The sequence below is a fragment of the Synechococcus sp. MU1648 genome (assembly GCF_023630615.1).
Lineage (GTDB): Bacteria > Cyanobacteriota > Cyanobacteriia > PCC-6307 > Cyanobiaceae > Parasynechococcus.
Genome location: NZ_JAKUHI010000009.1, coordinates 54,639 through 78,608 on the forward strand (window position 1 = coordinate 54,639; position 23,970 = coordinate 78,608).

The window sequence follows — 23,970 nt, forward strand, 5'->3', positions numbered from 1 at the left end:
CCAGGGCTCAACCCATCGGAGCTGGAGCCAGCATGTCACCGGGGAGCCAGATCCGCGCACTCACGGCCACCAACGCCAGAACGAACAGAAGAACAATCAGAGCCGGCAGAAGGGTGGAACGAAAAAACGACACCGGAACACTGCAACCAAGGCGCCATTCTGCTCAAGACGGCACGGCATCGACACGCCGCCGCAGTTGCCAGATCGAGAGGATCAGAACCGACAGACCAATCCAGCCAGTCCACTGCTGGTGCAACAGAAACCCACCCGTCCCGAGCAAGCCGCCGAACAGCACACCGCAAGCGAGAACGAAGCGACGCAACATCGCAGGTAGGGACTCCATGGGCATGACGCCAAAGCGCTGGCGAAGACGTGCCCAACCAGGTCCCGGAGGGCGAACCGTCCGCACAAACTGCTCCAAGACAGCATCCGATTCCGGAGGCGTGGTCAGCATCACAGCCAACCAGACCACCGCTGAGAGGCCGGTGATCACCGCAATGCGAACCCCGTAATCCTCAATCCGAACCAGGGGAACCACAGACGTGAACACACCCACAAAAAAGCCGCAAAGCATGGCCGACAGCTCAGCCGCTGCGTTGACCCGCCACCAGAACCAGCGCAGCACCAGGACCACACCCGGGCCTGAACCGATGGCGATCACCAGGCGGAACACCGCACCGATGCTGTCGCTGATCAGGGCTGTAATCACGCCCAGAACAAGCAGCAGAACAGTGGTGAGTTGCCCGATCAGCAACAGCTCCCGCGGAGTGGCGGAAGGACGAACAAACCGCTGATACAGGTCGTGGGTGAGGTAGCTGGCACCCCAATTGACCGATGTGCTCACGGTGCTCATGAACGCCGCCACCAGCGAGATCACCACTAGGCCGAGCGCCACGGGGGGCAACAGTTGCACCGCAAGGGCTGGATAGCCCAGCTCCAGATCAGCGCCGGCCGGCAACAGCACCAGAGCCGCCAGAGCAACGACGATCCAGAGCCAGCTGCGCACGAGGTAATTCACCACAAGGAACACCCAGCCCGCCAACCGTGCCTGCTGCTCATCACGGGTGGCCAGCATCCGCTGGATGAACTCACCCCCCCCATCGCTGCGGCGGAAACTCCACCACTGCACAGCGATATAGGCCGTAAACATCGGGATGCTGATGCCACTGCCCTGCAACCAACTGAAGCCAGACTCATCCCAGGTCCAAGGCACCAGAGACAGCAGCTCGGGCCTTTGCAAGGCCTGCAGTTGCTCCAGAAGAGCCGTCATTCCGCCTGCTGCATGCAGGGCAGCCACGGCCACGGCCAGGGCACCCGCCAACGCCAGCACAAGCTGGACCAGATCGGTGACCACAACAGCCCAAAGGCCACCGGCAACGGTGTAGCTCATCACGAGCAGGGCCACGACCATCAACAACCAGACCGTGTCTGTGAGCCCCAGGGCAGCAGGTTGACCGGACACCAGGCCCAGGGCTTCCACCACCTTGCGAAGCGCGAGGAAGGCATAACCGATGCCGATGCAGTTGACCGGCACGGCCAGTAGGAAGGCCTTGATGCCTCGCAGCCATGCCGCCGCCGGACCGCCGTAACGCAACTCGGTGAAAGCGGCATCGGTCAGCACGCCACTACGCCGCCAGAGGGGCGCAAACACAACAGCCATCGCCACATGGGCCAAACCAAAACTCCACCACTCCCAGTTCCCCGCCAAGCCGCGTGCGCCCACGAGGCCAGCGACGTACAGCGGCGTGTCGATGGAGAAGGTGGTGGCGGCCATCGATGCACCAGCGAGCCAACCGTTGAGACGACGGCCGGCCACGAAATAATCCTCTTCGCCGCTGTTGCGGCGCGAGAGCCACAACCCCAACATCAGGGTGAGGGCGAGGTAGGCACCGAGAAGCAGCCAGTCGATTGCTGTCATTCGAAGACCCTGTTCAGCAGCAGTCTGCTGATGAACACGCCATCAGCCCACCGTTCGTCCCAACGTTCAGCTCTCTGCGGAGCTCGAGGTCATCTGCTGACGCCGTAGCTGGCCGCAGGCCGCATTCTGGTCAAGCCCGCGGCTTGCCCTAAGGCTGACGGCGACACCACGTCGTTCAAGAACACGACGAAACGCCTCGATTCGCTGCGGCGTCGGCCGCTTGAACTCCTCCTCCTCAATCGGGTTGTAGGCGATGAGGTTCACATGGCTCTGGAAGCCACCAACGCGATCCGCTAGCTCTGCAGCGTGGTGGGGCTGGTCGTTGAGTTCACCGAGAAGGATGTATTCGAAACTCACCCGGCGACCGGTCACATCCAGATAGTGACGGCAATCATCAAGAAGAGCTTCATAGGGATAGGCATGGGCCGTGGGGATGAGCTCCTCGCGCAGCCTCTGGTTGGGCGCATGGAGACTCACAGCAAGGGTGAATTGGGCTCGCCCCAACCTCTGCATGGCCAGTTCCGCAAGTTGCGGCAAGGTCTTCGGAACACCAACCGTGCTGACGGTGATGCGCCGTTGGCCGATGCCGAGATCATCATTAAGGCAGCGAATCGACTCCAGAACAGCCTCACTGTTCAGAAGAGGCTCACCCATACCCATAAAAACGATGTGGGAAGGACGTCGTTCCATCGCCTCACGCACACTCAGCACCTGATCCACGATTTCGTGGGTCCGGAGCGAACGCTGCAGCCCCCCTTTTCCAGTGGCACAGAAGCGGCAGGCCATGGGACAACCCACCTGGCTGGAGACACAGACCGTGAGCCGCTGGTCGGTGGGAATGCCCACGGCTTCGATGGTCTCGCCGTCTTCTGTGGAAAGCAGCAGCTTGGTGGTGGCATCGGTTGCCACTGAACGATGCACTTCCTTCAGGCGACCGACATCAATGCCGTCCTCGAGCAGCGCGGCACGCCAGGTCTTGGGAAAGACCGTGATGTCTGCCAAGGAACGGGCACCCTTGGCATAAATCCAATCGTGGAGCTGACGGCCGCGGAAAGGTTTCTGCCCCTGAGCAACCGCCCAGTCCTGCAGCTCGGCCGCACTGCGACCCAGCAGAGCCTGGCTCACCAGATCAGCAAACCATGGCCCAGCTTGATCTCCACCGCCATCAGGGCGATGAAGCCAAGCATGGCCAAGCGTCCGTTCAGCCGCTCGGTATGGGTGTGGAACCCATACCGGGGCAGGCGTCTCGTGGGGATCTCAGTGGGCTCAAGCATGGAAGGGTCTGCGACGGTGAACAATTGAGCGGAGCTCATTCGTCAGAGAGCAGGCCTTCCTCCTGAAGACCTTCAACGGCTTCAGCATCAACCACCTGCTCTTCCTTCAGCTCATTGTCGGCGTCCGGACGGGTGAACGCGGCGAAATTGCTCGCCGAGGGGTCGATGTTGTGGCGGGTGCGGGTGGCCTCAAGGTCGGCATCGCTGGGGTCATCCAGAACAGCAGTGCCACTCGCCGCAGGAGGCATATCAACGGTGTAGTCGGGACGCAGGTTCTGCATGCGGCGGTAACCAGCGGGGTCCTCCGACAGGATATCGGGGTGGGGACCAGCCTCTTTCTGCAGCTCCTCTTCGAAACCACTGAAGCCTGTACCGGCAGGGATCAAGCGACCGATGATCACGTTCTCCTTGAGACCGCGCAGCCAGTCGCTCTTGCCTTCGATGGCGGCTTCCGTCAGGACCCGTGTCGTCTCCTGGAAGGAGGCGGCGGAGATGAAGCTGTCGGTGTTGAGAGACGCCTTGGTGATACCCAGCAGAACCGGCGTGAATTCGGCGGGAGCACCGCCCGTGATCGCCATTGCCTGGTTGGTGTCCTCCACCTGACGCAGTTCGATCAATTCACCCGGCAACAGGGTGGTGTCACCGGCATCCTCCACCCGCACCTTGCTGGTCATCTGACGCACAATCACTTCGATGTGCTTGTCGTCGATCGACACGCCCTGAGACTTGTAAACGTTCTGAACCTCAGTCACCAACCGGTGCTGCAGATTAGCGATCGCCTCCTGTGCGGCCTCCATCAGAGGCTTACGGCTGCGCAGATCCTCGAAGTAGCACTCGAGAAGCTCGTGCGGGTTGATCGGGCCATCCGTCAGCAGTTCAGCAGCTGTGACCTGCTGACCATCGCTCACCATGATGTTGCGGCCAAGCAGGATCGGATATTCAGCGATGGCATCATCGGATTCGATCACATTGACGACGAGGGAATCGTCGTCTTCACCCTGCTTGATCTCAACGGTTCCGGGTTTCTTGCAGAGAATCGCGGATTCGCGGGGGCGACGGGCCTCCAGCAATTCTTCGATTCGGGGCAGACCCTGAACGATGTCACCCGTCTTCTGCCGCTCAAACACCAGCAGGGCCAGACCATCACCCCGTTGCACCAGGTCGCCATCGCGCACGTGCAGGAGGGAGTCCGGCGACACCATGTAGGGGCGTCCCAGACGCAGGGTGACGCTGTTACCGGAAACAGCCTCGATCTCACCACAGCAGCTGGCAGTTTCCCCATCAGCGAGAGGGTCGCCGTCGACAATCCGCTGACCGACGCTCACCACCGGCTTGCCGGAGGTGCTGAGGGTGGTGGTGTCTTCGGGGCGCTCGACGATCATCCGACGCACCGGGTCGGCTTCCGTCGCTTCTGGCAACTGCGCCAGGCCAGCCTGTTTGCAAAGGATTTGAGTGGTGGCAACAACATCGCCAGCCTTGACGGAGATACCGTCCTCAACCTGCAGCTCGGTGTGGGTCGAACCGTGGCTGGAGTCAGACATGGTGTCGCGACGCACAAGGATCGACTCCAAGATCACGAGTCGCAGACGGGAAATGGTCTTGGCACGCTTGTCGGGAGCCTTCTCCACATCCACCGTCATCTGAGGGGTGGTATCGAAGGTCTCCAGAAGCAGCTGCGTCTTCAGCAGCTCCACACCCTCGACTGACTTGACCAGTTCGTTGTCCTTGAAGGCCAGACGCTGGGTGGCCTTGATTCCGAGGTGAGGGCCATTGGCCTGCTTCACATGAGACAGCTCAGGCAGCTGGGCCTCATTGGGGATGGTGTATTCCTCAACCGGACGCAGCAGCAGGCCTTTTCCTTCAGGGGTCTCGACCGTCTGCACATACTTCATGGCATCAACGGACAGCCCTTTGGCGACGTCCTCGCCTGGGTTGACCATCTGGCCATCGCCCTCGAAACGCTCCAACGCCTTGGCATCTGTGCAGAGGTGGAACTCACCACTGCGGACGATGATTTCGCGCAGGATGTCGTTCTTCTGGGTAACAGTGACGATGCCGGCGGTCTGACTGAAGATGTCTTTGACAACCTCGGTGCCGGCCTCGATCCACTGACCATCGGTGATCATCAACAGGGAAATGTCCTTGTTGATCTCGTGGGTTTCCTGGGGGATCCACAGCAGGGTGCCGCCCTTGTTGACTTCGTAGCCGTTCTTGGCGGAACGGGCCTTCTTGATCGCCAGACCGGGTGCGAACTTCACCAGGCCACCGGTGCCGGTGCGGAAGCGATCATCAGCCAGTTCGGCAATGACCTCACCGGAACCGATCTTGCTGCCGGGGATGGTGTTGAGGCGATATCGGGTGCCATCCTTGGCCTCGAGATTCCAGATCTCACCGGAGTGGGTGGACTCCTCAAGCAGCTTGAAGTCCTTGAGGGTCATCGCCGTGGTGACGATCTGCACCTCGCGGGAATCACCGATGGAATCGCGCAGGCGCACTTCACCGCCGTACTCACTGCGCTGGCTTGCCTCAGCCAGAACCTGACCCTCGGTGACTTGGGTCTCACCACCAACGACGGGCTGTGCGTTGGGCGGCAAGTTATAAACATCGCCCGAAAGCACCCACATCCGGCCGAGGCGCTGAGCCTTCAGGGTGATATTGCCCTGGCGGTCGGTGACTTCGCGGGGCTGAATCGCCTCCTCGTAGCGGACCTGGCCGGCCAGATCGCAGATCACATCCTTGGTGGCCTTCTCAACACTCTTCTTGACCGCACCAGCAGCGATCTGAGCCACCGTCACGTCGGCATCAATCTCGGCACCGTTATCGACAAACAGCAGGGAGCCGTTGGTGATCTCGATCTTCTGCGCCTTTCCTTTCCCGGAAGGCTTGATCGTGAGATTGAAGTCAACCTCAGCCTGTTGAGCGTTCACACCATGGGGCGTGCGGTAAGGGCGCACCCGCGCCTTGCTGCCGAACTCAACGGTGCCCGCAGCTTTGGAGCGAACCACACCGGTTTCAGCCGTGGACACACCACCGGTGTGGAAGGTCCGCATGGTGAGCTGGGTTCCAGGCTCACCGATCGACTGGGCAGCGATGATGCCGACGGCTTCACCCAGATCCACCAGTTCGTTGTGGGCCAGTGCCCAGCCGTAACACTTGCGGCAGACAGAACGGTTGGCTTCGCAGGTGAGCGGCGAGCGCACACTCACCGCGTTCACCCCAGCTGCCTCAAAGGCTTTGGACAGAGGCGGATCGATTTCGGTGTCGCGCTCAGCGAGCACCTCGCCATCCGCATTCACCACCTGGGCGGCGGTCAGGCGACCCACAAGCCGGCTGCGGAACTTGCCATTCTCGGCCTCCACCACGATGTGGCGGGTGGTTCCGCAGTCGTCCTCACGGACGATCACATCCTGGGCAACGTCAACCAATCGACGGGTGAGGTAGCCGGAGTCAGCGGTACGAAGCGCTGTATCCACCAGACCCTTACGGGCGCCGTAAGAGGAGATGACGTATTCGGTAACCGTCAGACCCTCACGGAAGTTGGTGCGGATCGGAAGGTCAATAATTTCGCCCTGCGGGTTGGCCATCAGACCGCGCATGCCCACCAGCTGACGCACCTGGGACATGTTTCCCCGCGCGCCGGAGTTGGCCATCATCCACACCGAGTTGAGCGGTGCGTTCTCGTCAAAGTTCTTTTTGACGGCATCGACCAGACGCTCGTTGGTCTCGGTCCAGGTGTCGATCACCTTGGTGTGACGCTCAACCTCGGTGATTTCACCCAAGCGGTAACGCTCTTCGGTGGCCGTGATCTGTTCCTCGGCCTGGCCCAGCAGATCCTTCTTCGCCTCGGGCACCTTCAGGTCGTCGACGGAGATCGAGACGGCAGCTTGGGTGGCGTACTTAAAGCCGAGATCCTTGAGGTTGTCGGCCATAGACGAGGTCACCGCCGTGCCGTGGTTCTTGTAGGACCAGGCAACGAGCTGTTTAAGGGCCCGCTTGTCGATGACCTGGTTGCGGAACGGGGGCGGGGTCTTCGAGAGCGGACGGGATGCGCTCACAGGAGCCTCCTTGGCGGCCTTGGAGGCTTTGGAGGCTTTGCTGGATTTGGACTTGCGGGATTTCGAGGAAGAGGTCATGGCTGCGCGCAGATCAGGAAAGGGAGGAAAGGGCGTCTGTTTTGATTCAGCCGGCGGCCACCGCGTCGATGATCGTGTGATTCATCACCACGCGGCCCACGGTGGTGAGGATGTAGCGACTAATCAGGGCACCGTCTTCATCGAAACGGTCGCGGCGGAAGCTCCACTGTTCAATGCGGGTGCCGTCACTGAGTGATTCGCTCTTGATGGGTGCATCCAGCTCGTCATCGTCTTGGACCTCGCCGTTGAAGCGAACCCAAACCCAATCGTGAAGACCGACGCGAGTGTCCTCGAAGGCGTGGATGACATCCTCCAGGCCCGCAAAAGTGCAGCTGCGGTCTCCGAACTCTGGCTTGGTCGCATCGGGCTGAAGCGCCGTCAGGTAGTAAGAGCCCAACACCATGTCCTGAGACGGAGTGATGATCGGCTCGCCTGTTGCAGGCGAAAGGATGTTGTTGCTGGCCAGCATCAGCATGCGGGCTTCGGTCTGAGCCTCGATGGCCAGAGGCACGTGAACAGCCATCTGGTCGCCGTCAAAGTCAGCGTTAAAGGCTGGGCAGACCAGGGGATGGAGCTGAATGGCACGTCCATCAACCAACTTGGGTTCGAAGGCCTGAATACCGAGACGGTGCAGGGTTGGAGCCCGGTTCAACAGGATCGGGTGACCGTCGATCACCTCCTGCAACACCTGCATCACTTCATCATCGGCCCGCTGAATCAGCTTTTTGGCCGCCTTGATGTTGTTGACGATGTTCTGGCGGATCAGGCGGTGGATGACGAACGGCTGGAACAGCTCAATCGCCATCTCCTTTGGGAGACCGCACTGGTGCATCTTGAGCTTGGGACCCACCACGATCACGGAACGACCGGAGTAGTCGACCCGCTTACCCAACAGGTTCTGACGGAAGCGGCCCTGCTTGCCTTCGATGATGTCGCTCAATGACTTGAGCGGCCGGTTGTTGGCACCCACAACGGTGCGGCCGCGACGGCCGTTGTCGATAAGAGCGTCGACGGCCTCCTGCAACATCCGCTTTTCGTTGCGGACGATGATTTCGGGAGCCAGTATTTCCTGCAACCGAGCCAGGCGGTTGTTGCGGTTAATCACCCGCCGGTAGAGATCGTTGAGATCACTGGTGGCAAAGCGTCCACCATCGAGCTGCACCATCGGGCGCAGGTCAGGCGGAATCACTGGAATCACATCCAGCACCATCCACTCAGGACGGGCACTGGTAGCGATGAAGTTGTCGATCACGCGCAGACGCTTGATCAACTTGGCGCGCTTCTGGCCCTTGCTGCCATTGATCTCCTCACGCAGCTGCTCAGCAACCTCATCGAGGGTGAGATCTTCGAGTAGTTGCTTGAGAGCCTCGGCACCGATGCCCACCACCGGCTCGTTCTCGATCTCAGAGTCTTCGGCGTAGATCTCGTCTTCAATTTCCAGCCACTCGTCTTCGGTCAGCAGCTGCTTGTACTTCAGATCCTTGTGATCGCCGGGATCCAGCACCACATAGCAGTTGAAGTAGACGATCTGCTCAACATCCCGCAGGGGCATGTCCAGCAGGATGGCCACGTAGCTGGGAATCCCCTTCAGATACCAGACGTGGGAGACAGGAGCCGCCAGCTTGATAAAGCCCATGCGGTGACGACGCACGCGGCTCTCAGTGACCTCCACACCGCAGCGCTCACAAACGATGCCCCGGTGACGCACCCGCTTGTACTTACCGCAGTGGCACTCCCAGTCTTTGGAAGGGCCAAAGATCTTTTCGCAGAACAGCCCGTCCATCTCAGGCTTGAGGGTGCGGTAGTTGATGGTCTCCGGCTTGGTGACCTCACCGACAACCTGGCCGTTGGGCAGGGTGCGCTGTCCCCACTCCATCACCCGGTCGGGTGAGGCGAGGGTGATCTTGACGTAATCGAAGTGGTTCTCGGTGCGGAGGTTGCTGTTGGTCATTGACGGTTATGGAAGAAGGAGCGGGGAATCGGTTCGTTCGTTGATCCGTCAGTCCTCGTCGTAATCCGCGACGCCGAGGGATTCGTAGGTGGGCCTGCTGGGGGTGCTGCGACGCGGGTTCACGTCCTGCATCAGATCCACTTCCTTGCCTTCATCGGTATAGACGGCGATGTCCAGACCAAGAGACTGAAGCTCACGCATCAGCACCTTGAAGGATTCCGGCGTACCTGGACGGGGGATCGGCTTGCCCTTGACGATTGCGTTGAGGGCCTCGTTGCGGCCCTGCATGTCATCGGACTTGACCGTGAGCAGTTCCTGCAGGGTGTAAGCGGCGCCATAGGCCTCAAGTGCCCAAACTTCCATCTCACCAAGACGCTGGCCGCCTTGCTGTGCCTTACCACCCAGAGGCTGCTGGGTGACCAGGGAGTAGGGGCCGGTGGAACGAGCGTGGATCTTGTCATCCACCAGGTGGACCAGCTTGAGGAAGTGGGAATAGCCCACGGCCACGGGCTGGTCGAAGGGCAGTCCAGTGCGCCCATCACGCAGCTGGAGCTTGCCAGGATCTGCAGGGTCGTACACCCAACCCTTGCCGGGCTGCTTGGCGGCTTCCTTGAGGAAGGTCTCCACAGTCTGCTGAGACTTTTCAGCCCCATACATCTCATCGAAGGGAACGATGCGTACGCGGCAGTCCAAGTTGGACGCCGCCCAACCCATCAGCAGCTCAAACACCTGACCGACATTCATCCGGCTCGGCACACCCAGGGGGTTGAGCACGATGTCGACAGGGGTGCCGTCGGGGAGATAAGGCATGTCCTCCCGGGGAAGGATGCGGCTGATGATGCCCTTATTGCCATGGCGGCCGGCCATCTTGTCGCCGACCTGGATCTTGCGGCGCTGAGCCACATAAACCCTGACCACCATGTTGGCGCCAGGCGGCAGCTCATCACCCTGTTCACGGGTGTAGATGCGTACATCCACAACGCGGCCGCGCTCGGTGCCAGGCACGCGCAGGGAGTTATCGCGAACATCGCGAGCCTTTTCACCGAAGATCGCGCGGAGCAACTTCTCCTCCGGCGGCTGATCGGATTCGCCCTTGGGCGTCACCTTGCCCACCAGGATGTCGCCGCTTTCGACGAAAGCACCCACGCGAATGATGCCCATCTCGTCGAGGTTGCCGAGGCTTTCCTCAGCGACGTTGGGAATCTCTCGGGTGATCTCCTCGGGACCGAGCTTGGTCTGCCGCGCTTCGATCTCGTACTTCTCGATGTGCACCGAGGTGTAGAGGTCGTCGGTAACCAGACGTTCGCTGACCAGCAGCGCGTCCTCGTAGTTGTAGCCCTCCCAAGGCATGTAAGCGATCAGAACGTTCTGTCCGAGGGCGATCTCACCACCTTCACAGGCCGAGCCATCCGCCATCACCTGGCCGACGATCACGGGATCGCCAGATCGCACGATCGGACGCTGGTTCAGACAGGTGTCCTGGTTGGAGCGCTGGTACTTCTGCAAGAAGTGGGTGTGCTCATTACCGTCCTCGTCCTGAACAACGATGGCGTTGGCATCCACATAAGTGACGGTGCCATTCACCCGGGAGATCGGCACCATGCCGGAGTCGCGGGCCACCTGGGTCTCGAGACCGGTGCCCACCAGAGCACGCTCGGGGCGCAGCAGCGGCACAGCCTGACGCTGCATGTTGGAACCCATCAGGGCCCGGTTGGCGTCATCGTGCTCCAGGAAGGGGATCAGGGACGTTGCCACGGAGATCACCTGAACCGGCGATAGGGCGACGTAGTCGACCTGCTCGGGGGGGACCTTCTCAAAATCCTGGCGATAACGCACAGGAATCAGATCCGCCGTGATCCGACCGTCGCCCTCGGTGGCCACGTCACCTGGGGCAACGCGCACTTCGTCTTCACGGTCCGCGGACAGATAGATCGGGTCACCTTCCTTGATGACGACACCGTTCTCCACCTTCCAGAACGGGGTTTCGATAAAGCCGTATTCGTTGACCCTGGCATGGGTCGCCAGGGAGTTGATCAGACCGGCATTGGGACCTTCCGGCGTCTCAATCGGACAGAGGCGGCCGTAGTGGGAGGGGTGAATATCGCGGACGGCAAAGCCAGCACGCTCACGGGTGAGACCTCCAGGTCCCAGGGCCGAGATACGGCGCTTGTGGGTCAGCTCAGCCAGGGGGTTGGTCTGATCCATGAACTGGCTCAGCTGGCTGGAGCCAAAGAACTCCTTGATCGCCGCCACCAGAGGCTTGGGATTCACCAACTGCGCTGGAGTCAGCGAATCGGTTTCACCGACGGTCATCCGTTCCTTGATGATCCGCTCCAGGCGGTTGAGACCGACCCGAACCTGGTTTTGCAGCAGTTCACCGACGGAACGCACCCGGCGGTTGCCGAGATGATCAATGTCATCGAGGGTGGCTCCGCCAACATCCAGCTCCAGGTTGATCAAGTAATCAAGGGTGGAAAGCACGTCCTCATGGGTGAGGGTGCGCACCGTGTCGGGGATGGTGAGGCGCAGCTTTTTGTTGATCTTGTAGCGACCGACCCTCCCGAGGTCGTAACGCTTTGGATCAAAGAAACGGGTCTGCAGCAGCTGCTGACCGCCGCTCACCGAGGGGGGTTCACCCGGACGAAGTTTCTTGTAAAGCTCGAGCAGTGCCTGGTCTTCCGAACTGATGCCCTCGTCATTAGCGGCATCGATCGACTTTTTATAGAACTCGGGATGACGCAGCTTGTCGAGCACGTCGTTGTCGGACAGCCCCATGGCACGCATGAGCACGTGCGCATTGATCTTGCGGGTCTTGTCCACACGGACGTGCAGCAAGTCGTTCTTGTCGGTCTCAAACTTCAGCCAGGCCCCCCGGTTGGGGATGACGCTGGCGTTGTATGTGCGCCGACCGTTCTTGTCCATTTCATCCTTGAAATAGACACCGGGGCTCCGCACGATCTGATTCACGATCACGCGCTCAGCACCGTTGATGATGAACGTGCCTCGCTCGGTCATCAGCGGCAATTCGCCGATAAAGACCTCCTGCTCTTTGATCTCACCGGTCTCCTTATTGACCAGACGGCAGGTGACATACATCTGCGAAGCAAAGGTCGCATCGCGACGCTTCGCCTCTTCCACATCGTGGCGGGGGCGCTTTAGGCGGTACTCGCTACCAATGAAGTGCAGCTCCAGCTTGCCGGTGTAATCCGTGATCGGAGAGAAGCTTTCCAGCTCCTCAATCAGACCTTGATCCAAAAACCACTTAAAGCTGGCCCGCTGCACCTCCACCAGATCAGGGAGGTAGGTGGCGGTCTTGGCGACCTGAATCGCGCTGCTGCTCATGCGGGGACCGGCAGAGAGGACGAAGGGACTGGGCAGGACTGGGTTGGCGGCAAAAGCTCACCCGACAGGACGATTCGCCACAACAGCGGCACCGACGGTTTCCAGGAAGGAACCGACAGAGCCGCTGCTGCTGTTCAGAAATCGCGGGTCAGATCAGCTGACGACGACAAGTGCACCGGAAGGAAATGGACGCTTCAGGCACCACGCACAAGAACGAATCCCACGCATGGCCAGGCCAATACAACATCTTACATATGGAGTCGACACTCTTGGAAGAGCAGTTAAGGGAGTCCAAACAAACGTCGGGCGTTGGCGGTGCTGCTGCAAGCCACGCTCTCGAGATCCACACCCCGCAGCTCAGCCACACGCGTCGCGACAGAGGCCACAAAGGCCGGCTCATTGCGCTTACCGCGACGAGGCACAGGAGCCAAGAAGGGGCAATCGGTTTCCACCAAAAACCGATCTTCAGGCACCTGACGGGCGCAGTCGTGGGTGGGCTCAGCTTTGGGGAAGGTCACGGTGCCACTGAAGCTGATATACATCCCGAGCTCCAGGAACTGCTGCATTTCATCGGGAGTGCCGCCCCAGCAATGCATGACCCCCGCGGGACAACGGCCCTCCGCCTGACGGGCCCGAAGTTCAACCAGCATCGGCTCGGCGGCATCACGACAGTGAATGATCACCGGCAAGTTCAGCTCCACCGCCAGATCCAGCTGCGGACGCAGCACAGCAAGCTGCTCCTCCAGGTTCTTGTCGCGGAAGAGATCGAGCCCGAGTTCACCGATAGCGACCACCCGGTCATCCTCCAAAGCCGCCCGACGCAGCACCGCCACCGTGTCATCAGCCCAATGCTGGGTATCTAAAGGATGAACTCCAACTGAATACCGCATTTCAGGGAACCGATCAGCCAGTGCCCGGATCGCAGGAATTTCGGAAGGTTCAACGCAGGCATGCAATAGAGCGCCGACACCGGCCTCGCGCCAACGTGAGGCCACGTCGTCGAGGTCCTCGTCAAAATTGCGAAAGACGATGTGACAGTGACTGTCGATCAGCGTCGGAGTGGGAGACACAGCTGGGCCGAAACGCGCTTTCGGCCCATTCTGCCGGTTGAAACCGAATCAGCTGGCGGGCTCGAGAACCTTGCGCACCGCTGCACTGAGACGGGACTTCTGATTGGCACCATTGTTGCGATGCAGGACACCGACCTTCACCGCCTTGTCGATCTTGCTGAAGGCGGCACGCATCGAGCTCTGCACGGTGGTCTTGGCTTCGTCGCCAGGCGTTGCGCTGTAGGCGTTACAGGCGGTGAAGCAACGCTTCATCAACGTGCGCAGGGACGACTTGTAGGTGCGATTGCGCAGACGGTTGCGCTCAGCAATCTCAATCCGCTTCTTGGCTGACTTGTTATTGGCCACTGAGGCTTCAACGTTGCGAACAATCCACCACCTTACTCCGTGGCAGGACCGCCTCCCAGTGTTGTCGAGTCCTAACTTGACTACATATTCCACTCTTACCTTTGTCTGTGAGCCAACCGGCCGTCGCTCCCCTGCGCATCGTGCGGGATCCGGAACAGGCCCAGACAGAACTGCAGCGCTTATCAAGCCGCACAACTCAGACCCAGCAAAGCGAAGCCAGAGAGCGGGTCGACGCGATTCTTGCAGCGGTGCGCGACCGCGGTGATGCGGCGATCGCAGACTTCACAGAACGATTCGATGGCTTTCGGCCTTTGCCGATGGCGGTTCCCCAGGAGGCGCTCGAGCAGGCCTGGACCACGCTGCCGACCAACCTGCGTGATGCTCTGGAGCTGGCCCATCGCCGCATCACTGATTTCCACCAACGCCAACGTCCCGCCGACCTAGCGGTAACAGGCCCCCATGGCGAGCAGCTCGGCCGGCGCTGGAGACCGGTGCAGCGGGCGGGTCTTTACGTGCCCGGCGGACGCGCGGCCTACCCCAGCACGGTGCTGATGAATGCAGTACCAGCCCGTGTCGCTGGGGTGAAAGAGCTGGTGATCTGTTCCCCCGCCGGCCGGGATGGCACGGTCAACCCTGTGGTGCTGGCAGCGGCGCACCTCGCCGGCGTGAAGACGGTGTTCCGCCTCGGGGGCGCCCAAGCCATTGCCGCCATGGCCTACGGCAGTGAAAGCGTGCCCAAAGTGGATGTGATCAGCGGCCCAGGCAACCTGTACGTCACTCTTGCGAAACAAGCGGTTTACGGCCAGGTCGCCATCGATTCCCTGGCAGGTCCAAGCGAGGTGCTGGTGATTGCCGACCACTCCGCACAGCCGGATCAGGTAGCTGCGGATCTGCTGGCGCAGGCTGAGCACGATCCTCTGGCGGCGGCGGTGCTGATCACCACCGACCATGCTCTGGCCGACGTGATCAACGCCGCGGTCGCCGAGCAGCTCACCAACCACCCCCGTCGCGAGATCTGCGAAGCCGCACTGCGGGACTGGGGGCTGGTGGTGGTGTGCGACGACCTCGAGAGCTGTGCCCGCCTGAGCGACAGCTTCGCTCCGGAACATCTAGAGCTCCTGGTCGAACGTCCCGAACCTCTGGCAGATCGAATCCAGAACGCTGGAGCCATTTTCCTGGGCCCCTGGTCTCCGGAAGCCGTTGGGGATTACTTAGCAGGTCCGAACCACACCCTGCCCACCTGTGGAGCCGCGCGTTTCAGTGGAGCGCTGAGCGTTGAAACCTTCATGCGCCACACCTCACTGATCGGATTCAACCGGGCTGCTCTGGAAGCAACAGGTTCAGCTGTGCAGGAGCTGGCCACCAGTGAAGGCCTGCACAGCCACGCCGAATCGGTGCGACGGCGCCTCAGCTGAGGCGCTTCTCCAGGCTGCGGACCCCCGCCACGCCATCAGCGATCTCGCCCACCAACACCTCATCGGTGATGTTGACGAACAATCCGTTTTCCAGCACTCCTGGGATGTTGTTGATGGTCTGCTCCAGGGCCACCGGATCGGTGATGCCTCCATTGAGCTTGGCGTCCAACACCAAATTGCCCTGATCCGTGACCACGGGGCCGGCCTTGCGCTGGGCCATCCGCAGTTCAGCAGTACCCCCCAGGGCTTCCAGCTGCTGCTTCACCTGGCGCCAGGCGCCCGGAAGAACTTCGACAGGCAGCAGAAAACTGAGGTTGAGACGATCCACAAGTTTCGTGGAATCCACCACCACCACAAAACGATCGGCCCGTGCAGCTACGAGTTTTTCCTGTACATGGCAAGCACCACCGCCCTTGATCAACTGGAAGCCAGGATCGACTTCATCAGCACCGTCTATGGCCAGATCAATACGGTTGACGGCATTGAGGCTGAGCAGAGGGATGTTCAGCTCTGCGGCCAGCACCTCCCCCTGAAAAGATGTAGTTACACCCACGATGTCTTTGAGTTCGCCGCTGGCGAGCTTGGCGCCCAGGCCTTGAATCATTAGTGCGGCAGTCGACCCAGATCCCAGACCCAGCACCATGCCGTCTTTGATCTGTTCAACAGCGGCATCGGCCACTGCCTGCTTCATCTGGGTCTGAAGATCAGCCATCAGCTCTCGTCCTTTGGGCGCGACCGTAGCAAGGGTTTCAAGCCATTCCAGGCAGGGGCTCAGGTTTGACCGACAGGGTCAACTCGCGACCCGCCCGCAGCACCTTCAAGGGCAGTGGAGCATTGATGGCAGCAGCATCCACCACTTCCAGAAGCACCTGAGGATCGGGGATGTCGCGATCATCAGCAGTGATCAAAAGATCACCGCGGCGCAGGCCCGCTTTTTCGGCCGGGCCATCGGGAAGCACGGCTTGAACTAGAGCACCGCTGCGTTCCGGCAGCTGCACAAGGGCATTGGGATCCTTGTTGTGCTCGCGCGCGATCCGGGGCGTGAGAGCGACCAATTGAAGGCCGATATAGGGATGCACCACCTCACCCTGCTGCTGCAGCTGATCGGCCACCCTGCGGGCCAGGTTGATCGGGATGGCAAAACCAAGGCCAGCCCCAGGGCCAGAACGCACCAAGGTATTAATCCCAATCACTTGGCCATCACCGTTCACCAAGGGACCGCCGGAATTACCGGGGTTGATGGCGGCGTCGGTCTGAATCAGTTCAAGCCGTTTGTCAGCAAAACCAAGACTATTGATGTTGCGATGCAGGCTGCTGACAATTCCTAGGGTCACCGTGCGTTCCAGTCCAAATGGAGTGCCGAGGGCGATCGCCCAATCGCCCACTTGCATGGCTTCGGAGTCACCCAGGGGAGCCCGCGGCGGCAATTGATCACCCTCAAGACGCACTAGGGCCAGATCCGTCACGGCATCGGTGCCCACCACCCGGCCATCGCGTTGATCCCCGTTGGCCAGTGTGACGCTGACGGACTCCACCCGATCCACCACATGAGCGTTGGTGAGCACAAGCCCCTGGGGATCAATCACCACACCGGAGCCTTGACCACGTTCCCGCCCCGGACCCGCAGGCGGGTCCCCTAGCAGATCCCGCAGCAACGGATCGAGAAGCGTGGGATCAAACGGCTGCCGTTCAATGGTGCGCTCGGTATCGATCCGAACTACAGCCGGGGCCACCCGCTGAACGGCATCGGCTACAAAGCTGTGCTCTAGAGCCTGCACGGACGCTCCATCACCGACAAAGCAGGCCACTGCCACCAGCACTACCAACAGTTGACGCAGGGCGTACCGCAACACCAGGACCGACGAATTGACTTCTTTTTATCGGATCCAGCAGGGGAAGCGGGCGTTGGTCCCGATCGATCGCAATCTCACAACGCCCATTCCAATCGGCGGACAAGCCTAAAAAATCCAGCTAGGAATCAAACAAACGCAGTTTTCGCATGCGTGCATTTCTGGCTCCAGCGGCAGCGCTGCTTGCCCTGGCTGGCCCAGTTGCCCTGACTCCACAAGCCTCCGCGGAAAGCACAACGCTTAAGGCGGTGATTTTTGAGGAAGTCAAGCCGCTGTATCAAAAAACCGGCACCGGCTACGAAGGCCTCGGGGTTGATGTTCTCGAACAGATCCGGATTCAGGCCAACCGCCGCAAAGTGACTTACCGAGTCGCGTCTTCCGTCAATGACGGCATTGGTGCCGTCATCACCGGCAAGGCCGACATCGCCTGTGGTGTGGCCTTCACCTGGGGCCGCTCCACTCAGGTCAATTACAGCCTTCCCTTCGGCGTCGGTGGTACACGGCTGCTGATGGCCAGAGATACCACCATCGATGGAACCCCTGACTCGTTGGCAGGAGAAACCATCGGCGTGGTCAAGGACACCGCCTCCGCCAAGGTTCTGAAGAGCGTGGTGCCCGGCGCCACACTGAAAAACTTCGACACCCCCAAGGAAGCGTTGGATGCCTTTTACACGGGTGACGTTCCGATCCTCGGTGGGGGAACCCTCTGGTTGGCCGCCAACAGCCGAATCGACAAAACGGCTCTACTGCCCTTCCGCCCCTACGGCCGCTCGGGCATCAGCTGCATCGTCAAGCAGGACAACGGCAAGCTGCTCTCGTCCACCAACATCGCGTTGGGACAGATGATGCAGGCCTACATGGATGGTGATGCCGGAACGCGCCGCATGATCAACCGTTGGATTGGTCCCGGCAGCGATGTGGGCCTGAGCCAAGAGTCAATCCGCTCCTTGTACGGCTTGATCCTCAGCGTCACAGCAGAAATCAACACCCCAGCGACACCGGGAATCTGACTGCTCCTCGATTGCTTTCCTTCTTTATCCATTAACAGCCATGAAGCGTTCTCTTATTGCCTTTCAAGCACTGCTGGCCTCCAGTGCCGTGCTGTGCCAAACCGCCCAAGCCAGCTCCAGCTACAGCGCGCCTGAGCAACTCAACGGTCAGGCCAAAGCCAACAGCATCGAAGCCCGAATCGAAGCGGTTCGGAACACCGACTGGGGCAGCCTGCTCAAGGATCCCGAAATCGAAGGTGAGCTTGTTGCCAAGAGCAAATGGAAAAACGGCAAGGGCAAAAAGTTCGGCAACAGCCGTGGAAAAGGCAAGTGGGGCAATGGAAAGAGCGGCAACAAGTGGGGCAATAGCCGCAACACCTGGGGCAACGGTGGATACGGAGGTGGCTGGCGCAACGGTGGCGGTGGCTGGAAGAACGGTGGCGGCGGATTCGTGAACTGGTGATTGTTTCTTCCCCAAACGTCTCTTCCAATGTCAGGCCCGACCTCAACCGGTTCGGGCCCATCGGCCTCGTGGTTGTGCAGTCGACATCGCTGTGCAACCTCGATTGTTCTTACTGCTATCTGCCCGATCGGCAGAAGAAGCGGGTTTTCGACCTCGATCTACTGCCTCTGTTGATCCAGCGGATTCTGGAAAGCCCCTATGCCGGGCCGGAGTTCGGACTTGTATGGCATGCCGGGGAACCGCTCACCCTGCCCACCAGTTGGTACGACGAGGCAACGGCGATCCTGCATCGCAGCCTCGAGCAGTTCAACGCCCAGGGGCTGGACTTCACCCAGCACGTTCAGACCAACGCAACGTTGATCAACGATGCGTGGTGCGACTGCTTCCGGCGCAACCGCATCGTGGTGGGGATCAGTGTGGATGGCCCAGAGGACATCCACGACGCCCACCGGCGCTTCCGCAATGGACGTGGCTCCCACGCCATGGCGATGAAAGGGATTGAAGCCCTGCACCGCAACGATGTGCCCTTCCACTGCATCTCGGTGGTCACCGCTGATGCCATGGAGCAACCGGAGCGGATGTATCGCTTCTTCCGGGACAACGGCATCACCGATGTGGGCTTCAACGTTGAGGAACAGGAGGGCATTCACACCAGCTCCTCGATGCAAGGCTCAGTCATGGAGGAGAAGTATCGCGACTTCCTCCGAGCTTTCTGGCGCCTTAGCGAGCAAGACGGTCATCCCGTCGTGCTGCGGGAATTCGAGCAGGTGATCAGCCTGATTCAAGGCAACGAACGGATGACCCAGAACGAACTCAATCGCCCGTTCTCGATTCTCAGCGTTGATTCGGATGGGAATTTCTCCACGTTCGACCCCGAGCTGCTGTCAGTGGCCAGCGACCGCTACGGCACCTTCAACCTCGGCAACCTGCGTGATCTGTCGTTGGTGGAGTCCACCAAAACCGATCAGTTCCGTCGCCTCCTGGCTGACATGAGCAGCGGTGTCGACACCTGCCACAAGGGCTGCGAGTACTTCGGGCTCTGTGGTGGGGGCACCGGCAGCAACAAGTTCTGGGAGCACGGCAGCCTGGCGGCCAGCGAAACCAATGCCTGTCGCTTCGGCACCCAGATTCCTGTTCAGGTTTTGCTTGAGCGGTTCGAAGAGGGTCCTCCCCTGACTCCCATCACACCCAATTGATCTGGTTCTCCATGCGGTCCATCGCTGTCCTGCCTGTCCTAGGCCTGCTGCTCATTCCGATGCAGGCCAGTGCCGCCTGCACCTTTCTGACTCCGGTGGGCGGCGGCGAGCCCATTGTGAAAAAAAAGGTGGAGCGTCCCAAAGGGCTGATCGGTAAAGCCGTCGGCCGCACCAACTGGAACACCGATTTCGTGGTGGATCAGCCCTACCGCAGTTTCAAGCTGTTTTTCACCGCCGATTCCAGCGACCCCAGCAGTTATCCCATTCAGGCCTTCCTCAAATTCAGCGATGGAAGCAACAGCAAGGTGGCCGATGAACAACTGCAGCCCCCAGTGGGCACCGGCCGCATGTTTGGGCCCTTCCAGCAGGTCTCAGGCAAGAGCATCAGCCAGGTGAATTTCCGGATCGGGGCCAACACCGACCCGCAAGCCACTGGATTCAGCTACCGCATTTCCGTACAGGGCTGCCACTGATCGCACTGCGGCTCTTCAACCTTCTGCCTAGCTTCGGGCCAATTTGTGATCTTCAGCCTTGAGCAAATCCGCTGATTCACAACGATGTCAGCTCTGCCAGGTCTTCATCGAATCCTCCCCAGGACGAGCGGACATTGTGCAGTTCAGCAATGGCCCCCAGGGCAGCCGCAGCAAACTTTGGAGTCGCGTCTGTCAGTACGTGACTGATCCGGACCGTCAGCGCATCTGCATCAATCAGGATTCCGAAGGTCGCGGCACCGAACAGGCTGGTGACGCTTTCCCCGATGCACCGCCCATCGATCTGGGCAACACCTGACGGATGGCGGGCAGTCCCCTACATTGAAGGTGTGTCCGACGGGCATCTCCCTGCGGAGATCGGTCACAACTGAAATGCACGTCGGACCGACGTCCGCCCTCAGTTCGCGTTGCCTCATCCTCTGCTTCCGGATCTCGAAACGCTGGCCACCGACCTGGCCGCCCGCAAAGGCTTTGACCTTTGCGGCATCCAGCTGCTCACTCATATGAGCCCGATGACCCTGGAAGTGCAGATCCGCCACAGCAGTGGAGCGGATGTGAGCCTCGACGACTGCGCGGGTTTCAGCGGAGTGCTTGGGGATGCCCTTGAGGCCTCCACCCTGCTCACTGACGCGTATGTTCTGGAGATCAGCAGTCCCGGAATCGGCGAGCAGCTGTCCAGCGATCGCGATTTTCAGACCTTCCGCGGCTTTCCCATCGAGGTCCATCACCGCGACAAGGGCGAGACCGAGCAACGCCTTGAAGGCCTCTTGCTTGAACGCGACGCCGACACGCTGCAGATCAACATTCGCGGGCGAGTTAAACGGATTCCCCGCGATTGCGTGATCGGTGTCCGCCTCACCAGTCCAGGCAGCTGAACCCAGCGTTCACCCCCCTCCAACCGCTCAACCCTTCCCTTAAACCAACGCGATGGCTCTCGTTCTTCTTCCAGGTCTCACCAATCTGATCGACGACATCAGTGAAGAGAAGAAGCTGCCACCTCAGGTTGTGGAAGCAGCCCTGCGGGAGGCCCTACTGAAGGGCTACGAGCGCTACCGGCGCACCCTTTACCTCGGGATCAGCGAAGACCCCTTTGATGAGGAGTACTTCAGCAACTTCGACGTCGGCCTTGACCTGGAAGAGGAGGGATACCGGGTTCTCGCCAGCAAAATCATTGTTGATGAGGTGGAAAGCGAAGACCACCAGATCGCCATTGCCGAGGTGATGCAGGTGGCTGATGATGCCCAGGTGGGCGACACGGTGGTGCTGGATGTCACCCCGGAGAAGGAGGATTTCGGCCGGATGGCCGCCGCCACCACCAAACAGGTGCTGGCCCAGAAACTGCGGGATCAACAGCGCCGCATGATCCAGGAGGAGTTCGCCGATCTGGAGGATCCGGTGCTGACCGCACGGGTGATCCGCTTCGAGCGCCAGTCAGTGATCATGGCGGTCAGCTCAGGCCTGGGGCGTCCGGAAGTCGAGGCGGAACTCCCCCGTCGCGATCAGCTGCCCAACGACAACTACCGCGCCAACGCCACCTTCAAGGTGTTCCTCAAAGAGGTCAGCGAAGTTCCCCGGCGGGGACCACAGCTTTTCGTCAGCCGCTCCAATGCCGGTTTGGTGGTCTACCTATTTGAGAACGAAGTTCCCGAAATTCAGGAGGGATCCGTACGGATCGTGGCCGTGGCCCGCGAGGCCAATCCACCCTCCCGTTCGGTGGGACCCCGCACCAAGGTGGCCGTCGACAGTATCGAGCGTGAAGTCGATCCCGTCGGTGCCTGCATCGGAGCACGCGGCTCCCGCATTCAGCAGGTGGTGAACGAACTGCGTGGCGAAAAAATCGACGTCATCCGCTGGTCTCAGGATCCAGGTCAGTACATCGCCAATTCCCTCAGCCCAGCCAGGGTGGACATGGTGCGCCTCGTTGATCCGATGGGGCAGCATGCCCACGTGCTGGTTCCCCCCGATCAGTTGAGCCTGGCCATCGGCCGTGAAGGCCAGAACGTGCGCCTGGCCGCCCGACTCACCGGCTGGAAGATCGACATCAAGAACTCCACGGAGTACGACCAGGAAGCTGAGGATGCCGTGGTGGCTGAGTTGATCTCCCAGCGCGAGGAAGAGGAGGCCCTCCAGCAACAAGCTGAGGAACGCCTGGCCGCCGAACAGGCTGCTCGGGCAGAAGAAGATGCACGCCTGCGGGAGCTGTACCCGCTGCCCGAGGACGAGGAGGAGTACGGCGAAGAGCAGGCCGAGCAGGAATTCACGGAAGAGGAGCCCGCTGCGGTTGAAGCCGACACTGAAATCGACGCTGAAATCGACGCTGAGCCAGAAGCTGATGCCACGGAGGCTGAGGCTGAGGTGGACGCCGATGCCGACCAGGAGCAGGTCCGGTGAGTGAGCGCCCCGTCCTGCGTCGCTGCGTGGCCTGCCGCCAGCTCTTGGATCGCCGCCAACTCTGGAGGGTGATCCGCGACCATCAGGACGGAGTTCTCCTCGATGCAGGGATGGGCCGATCGGCCTATCTCTGTCCCGAGGAAAACTGCCTTGAGGAGGCAACCCGTCGCAAACGCCTACAGAAAGCCCTGCGTTGTCAGGTGCCCGAAACAGTGCTTGCGGTGTTGAAACAGCGGCTTATCCAGACCCCTGGTGAATCCGCTGAGGCAGACTGAACATTGGCCCCACTGTGTGAGTGGCCACCGCGGCATTCCATGCCCGGACCGATCGGAGACCCGAACTGAATGACCAGCAGCGGCAAAGTCAGAATTTACGAGCTGTCCAAGGACCTCGGCCTTGAGAACAAGGACGTGTTGGACGCGGCTGAAAAGCTGTCGATCGCTGCGAAGAGCCACAGCAGCTCGATCAGCGACGCTGAAGCCGGCAAGATTCGTTCACTCCTCGTCAAGGGCGGGAACGGTGCGAAGCCCGCTGCTGCTGCGCCTGCCAAGCCCGCACCAGGGAAAGCGATCCTGTCGGTGAAAAAGGCAGCCCCTGCCGCACCAAGCAAGCCCACACCGGCCGTGAGCAAGCCTGTGGCAGCCAAGCCTCAGGTGGCTCCCACGCCGCAAGCACCCCCGAAACCACCGGCAGCCACAACGCCGAAACCGATCATCAGCAAGCCCACGCCGGCCCCCGCAAAAGCGTCGGCGCCCCCGGCACGGCCTTCTGCCCCTCAAAAACCGCCGGCAGCTCCTTCGCGACCCACGGCTTCAAAGCCCGTGCCTCGGCCTGCAGCCTCACCCGCGCCGCGAGCAGCCTCAAAACCCCAGCCCGTCAGCAAACCGCCAGCGACGAAACCGGAACTGGTGAGCAAACCGCCAGCGGCCAAACCGGAACTGGTGAGCAAGCCCAAGGCTGCTGCCAAACCAACAGCACCCCCCCCGGCTCGGCCAACGCCCCGTCCCGCTGGGGCTGGAAGTCCCGCGCGCCCCACCCCAGGCCAGGGCCAGCAAAAACCACAGATCATCCGCGCAGGAGCCCCGACACGACCGGGTGCACCAACCCGTGCTGGAGCCCCCAGCAAGCCCGGAGCCCCATCA

General features: G+C 60.8%; 21 protein-coding genes and 1 pseudogene. 10 read left to right on the forward strand and 12 right to left on the reverse strand.

Annotated elements, in window-relative coordinates; genetic code table 11:
- Positions 1-7: 7 nt before the first annotated feature.
- From NCN06_RS12800 to rpsT, 9 genes are all read right to left on the reverse strand, one after another.
- Entirely contained in the window at positions 8-133 is a 126-nt protein-coding gene (locus tag NCN06_RS12800; RefSeq protein WP_255453122.1) for a DUF8624 family small hydrophobic protein, read from the reverse strand.
- A gap of 30 nt (positions 134-163) precedes the next feature.
- Complete coding sequence (locus tag NCN06_RS10065; RefSeq protein ID WP_226398677.1) at positions 164-1,918, reverse strand: sodium:solute symporter family protein; 1,755 nt, start codon at positions 1,916-1,918, stop codon at positions 164-166.
- Positions 1,919-1,984: 66 nt separating this feature from the next.
- Positions 1,985-3,043 (reverse strand): dual-specificity RNA methyltransferase RlmN, encoded by a 1,059-nt coding sequence (rlmN, locus tag NCN06_RS10070; RefSeq protein ID WP_226422289.1) that lies wholly within the window; start codon positions 3,041-3,043, stop codon positions 1,985-1,987.
- A complete protein-coding gene (locus NCN06_RS10075) occupies positions 3,040-3,192 on the reverse strand; it encodes a CAB/ELIP/HLIP family chlorophyll-binding protein (RefSeq protein ID WP_115093315.1) in 153 nt (50 codons plus the stop codon). The genes rlmN and NCN06_RS10075 overlap by 4 nt, the downstream gene beginning before the upstream one ends.
- A gap of 35 nt (positions 3,193-3,227) precedes the next feature.
- Entirely contained in the window at positions 3,228-7,325 is a 4,098-nt protein-coding gene (locus tag NCN06_RS10080; RefSeq protein ID WP_226398675.1) for a DNA-directed RNA polymerase subunit beta', read from the reverse strand.
- A 46-nt stretch (positions 7,326-7,371) separates the two neighbouring features.
- Positions 7,372-9,276, reverse strand: coding sequence for a DNA-directed RNA polymerase subunit gamma (locus tag NCN06_RS10085; protein ID WP_115022232.1), 1,905 nt, complete (start codon positions 9,274-9,276; stop codon positions 7,372-7,374).
- Between the two features lie 48 nt (positions 9,277-9,324).
- On the reverse strand, positions 9,325-12,618 hold the full coding sequence (rpoB, locus tag NCN06_RS10090; protein WP_250398899.1) for a DNA-directed RNA polymerase subunit beta: 3,294 nt from the start codon (positions 12,616-12,618) through the stop codon (positions 9,325-9,327).
- A gap of 281 nt (positions 12,619-12,899) precedes the next feature.
- Complete coding sequence (locus NCN06_RS10095) at positions 12,900-13,688, reverse strand: TatD family hydrolase (RefSeq protein ID WP_226398674.1); 789 nt, start codon at positions 13,686-13,688, stop codon at positions 12,900-12,902.
- 48 nt (positions 13,689-13,736) lie between these two features.
- Complete coding sequence (gene rpsT, locus NCN06_RS10100) at positions 13,737-14,033, reverse strand: 30S ribosomal protein S20 (RefSeq protein WP_226398673.1); 297 nt, start codon at positions 14,031-14,033, stop codon at positions 13,737-13,739.
- Between the two features lie 107 nt (positions 14,034-14,140).
- Between rpsT and hisD the strand changes: the two genes are divergently transcribed.
- Entirely contained in the window at positions 14,141-15,448 is a 1,308-nt protein-coding gene (gene hisD, locus NCN06_RS10105; protein WP_226398723.1) for a histidinol dehydrogenase, read from the forward strand.
- Here hisD and rpiA read toward each other — a convergent pair.
- On the reverse strand, positions 15,441-16,160 hold the full coding sequence (rpiA, locus tag NCN06_RS10110; RefSeq protein ID WP_226398672.1) for a ribose-5-phosphate isomerase RpiA: 720 nt from the start codon (positions 16,158-16,160) through the stop codon (positions 15,441-15,443). The genes hisD and rpiA overlap by 8 nt on opposite strands.
- A gap of 37 nt (positions 16,161-16,197) precedes the next feature.
- Positions 16,198-17,268: a trypsin-like peptidase domain-containing protein gene (locus NCN06_RS10115; protein ID WP_170952089.1), complete on the reverse strand. Its 1,071-nt coding sequence runs from the start codon at positions 17,266-17,268 to the stop codon at positions 16,198-16,200.
- A gap of 179 nt (positions 17,269-17,447) precedes the next feature.
- Between NCN06_RS10115 and grrP the strand changes: the two genes are divergently transcribed.
- From grrP to NCN06_RS10160, 9 genes and pseudogenes are all read left to right on the forward strand, one after another.
- A complete protein-coding gene (gene grrP, locus NCN06_RS10120) occupies positions 17,448-18,308 on the forward strand; it encodes an extracellular substrate binding-like orphan protein GrrP (protein WP_226398671.1) in 861 nt (286 codons plus the stop codon).
- Positions 18,309-18,348: 40 nt separating this feature from the next.
- Positions 18,349-18,750 carry a GrrA/OscA1 family cyclophane-containing rSAM-modified RiPP gene (grrA, locus tag NCN06_RS10125; RefSeq protein WP_186570486.1) on the forward strand — a complete coding sequence of 134 codons (402 nt, stop codon included), beginning with the start codon at positions 18,349-18,351 and terminating at the stop codon, positions 18,748-18,750.
- A complete protein-coding gene (gene grrM / locus NCN06_RS10130; RefSeq protein WP_226409680.1) occupies positions 18,747-19,946 on the forward strand; it encodes a cyclophane-forming radical SAM/SPASM peptide maturase GrrM/OscB in 1,200 nt (399 codons plus the stop codon). Before grrA ends, grrM begins: the two co-directional genes overlap by 4 nt.
- A gap of 11 nt (positions 19,947-19,957) precedes the next feature.
- The gene (locus NCN06_RS10135) at positions 19,958-20,419 is read left to right on the forward strand and encodes a hypothetical protein (protein ID WP_226398669.1); all 462 of its coding nucleotides are present in this window, start codon (positions 19,958-19,960) and stop codon (positions 20,417-20,419) included.
- Positions 20,420-20,477: 58 nt separating this feature from the next.
- On the forward strand, positions 20,478-20,735 hold the full coding sequence (locus NCN06_RS10140) for a hypothetical protein (RefSeq protein ID WP_226398668.1): 258 nt from the start codon (positions 20,478-20,480) through the stop codon (positions 20,733-20,735).
- Between the two features lie 109 nt (positions 20,736-20,844).
- A complete protein-coding gene (gene rimP / locus NCN06_RS10145; protein ID WP_226398667.1) occupies positions 20,845-21,312 on the forward strand; it encodes a ribosome maturation factor RimP in 468 nt (155 codons plus the stop codon).
- Between the two features lie 52 nt (positions 21,313-21,364).
- On the forward strand, positions 21,365-22,828 hold the full coding sequence (gene nusA, locus NCN06_RS10150; RefSeq protein WP_250398900.1) for a transcription termination factor NusA: 1,464 nt from the start codon (positions 21,365-21,367) through the stop codon (positions 22,826-22,828).
- Positions 22,825-23,103: a YlxR family protein gene (locus NCN06_RS10155; RefSeq protein WP_115022254.1), complete on the forward strand. Its 279-nt coding sequence runs from the start codon at positions 22,825-22,827 to the stop codon at positions 23,101-23,103. Before nusA ends, NCN06_RS10155 begins: the two co-directional genes overlap by 4 nt.
- 69 nt (positions 23,104-23,172) lie before the next feature.
- Positions 23,173-23,310, forward strand: a pseudogene (locus NCN06_RS10160) (translation initiation factor IF-2 N-terminal domain-containing protein); the annotation flags it as partial.
- A 293-nt stretch (positions 23,311-23,603) separates the two neighbouring features.
- Here NCN06_RS10160 and NCN06_RS10165 read toward each other — a convergent pair.
- Positions 23,604-23,970, reverse strand: a 367-nt coding sequence (locus tag NCN06_RS10165) for a hypothetical protein (RefSeq protein WP_502988836.1), incomplete at its 5' end; no start/stop codon positions are given.

What these genes read in the sequence shown, in the direction of transcription:
- grrP (WP_226398671.1), top strand. Translation starts at nt 17,448, where the DNA reads ATGCGTGCATTTCTGGCTCCAGCGGCAGCGCTGCTTGCCCTGGCTGGC.
- rpoB (WP_250398899.1), bottom strand. Translation starts at nt 12,618, where the DNA reads ATGAGCAGCAGCGCGATTCAGGTCGCCAAGACCGCCACCTACCTCCCT.
- NCN06_RS10135 (WP_226398669.1), top strand. Translation starts at nt 19,958, where the DNA reads ATGCGGTCCATCGCTGTCCTGCCTGTCCTAGGCCTGCTGCTCATTCCG.
- NCN06_RS10065 (WP_226398677.1), bottom strand. Translation starts at nt 1,918, where the DNA reads ATGACAGCAATCGACTGGCTGCTTCTCGGTGCCTACCTCGCCCTCACC.
- grrA (WP_186570486.1), top strand. Translation starts at nt 18,349, where the DNA reads ATGAAGCGTTCTCTTATTGCCTTTCAAGCACTGCTGGCCTCCAGTGCC.
- NCN06_RS10080 (WP_226398675.1), bottom strand. Translation starts at nt 7,325, where the DNA reads ATGACCTCTTCCTCGAAATCCCGCAAGTCCAAATCCAGCAAAGCCTCC.
- rpiA (WP_226398672.1), bottom strand. Translation starts at nt 16,160, where the DNA reads ATGGCTGATCTTCAGACCCAGATGAAGCAGGCAGTGGCCGATGCCGCT.
- nusA (WP_250398900.1), top strand. Translation starts at nt 21,365, where the DNA reads ATGGCTCTCGTTCTTCTTCCAGGTCTCACCAATCTGATCGACGACATC.
- NCN06_RS10085 (WP_115022232.1), bottom strand. Translation starts at nt 9,276, where the DNA reads ATGACCAACAGCAACCTCCGCACCGAGAACCACTTCGATTACGTCAAG.
- NCN06_RS10075 (WP_115093315.1), bottom strand. Translation starts at nt 3,192, where the DNA reads ATGCTTGAGCCCACTGAGATCCCCACGAGACGCCTGCCCCGGTATGGG.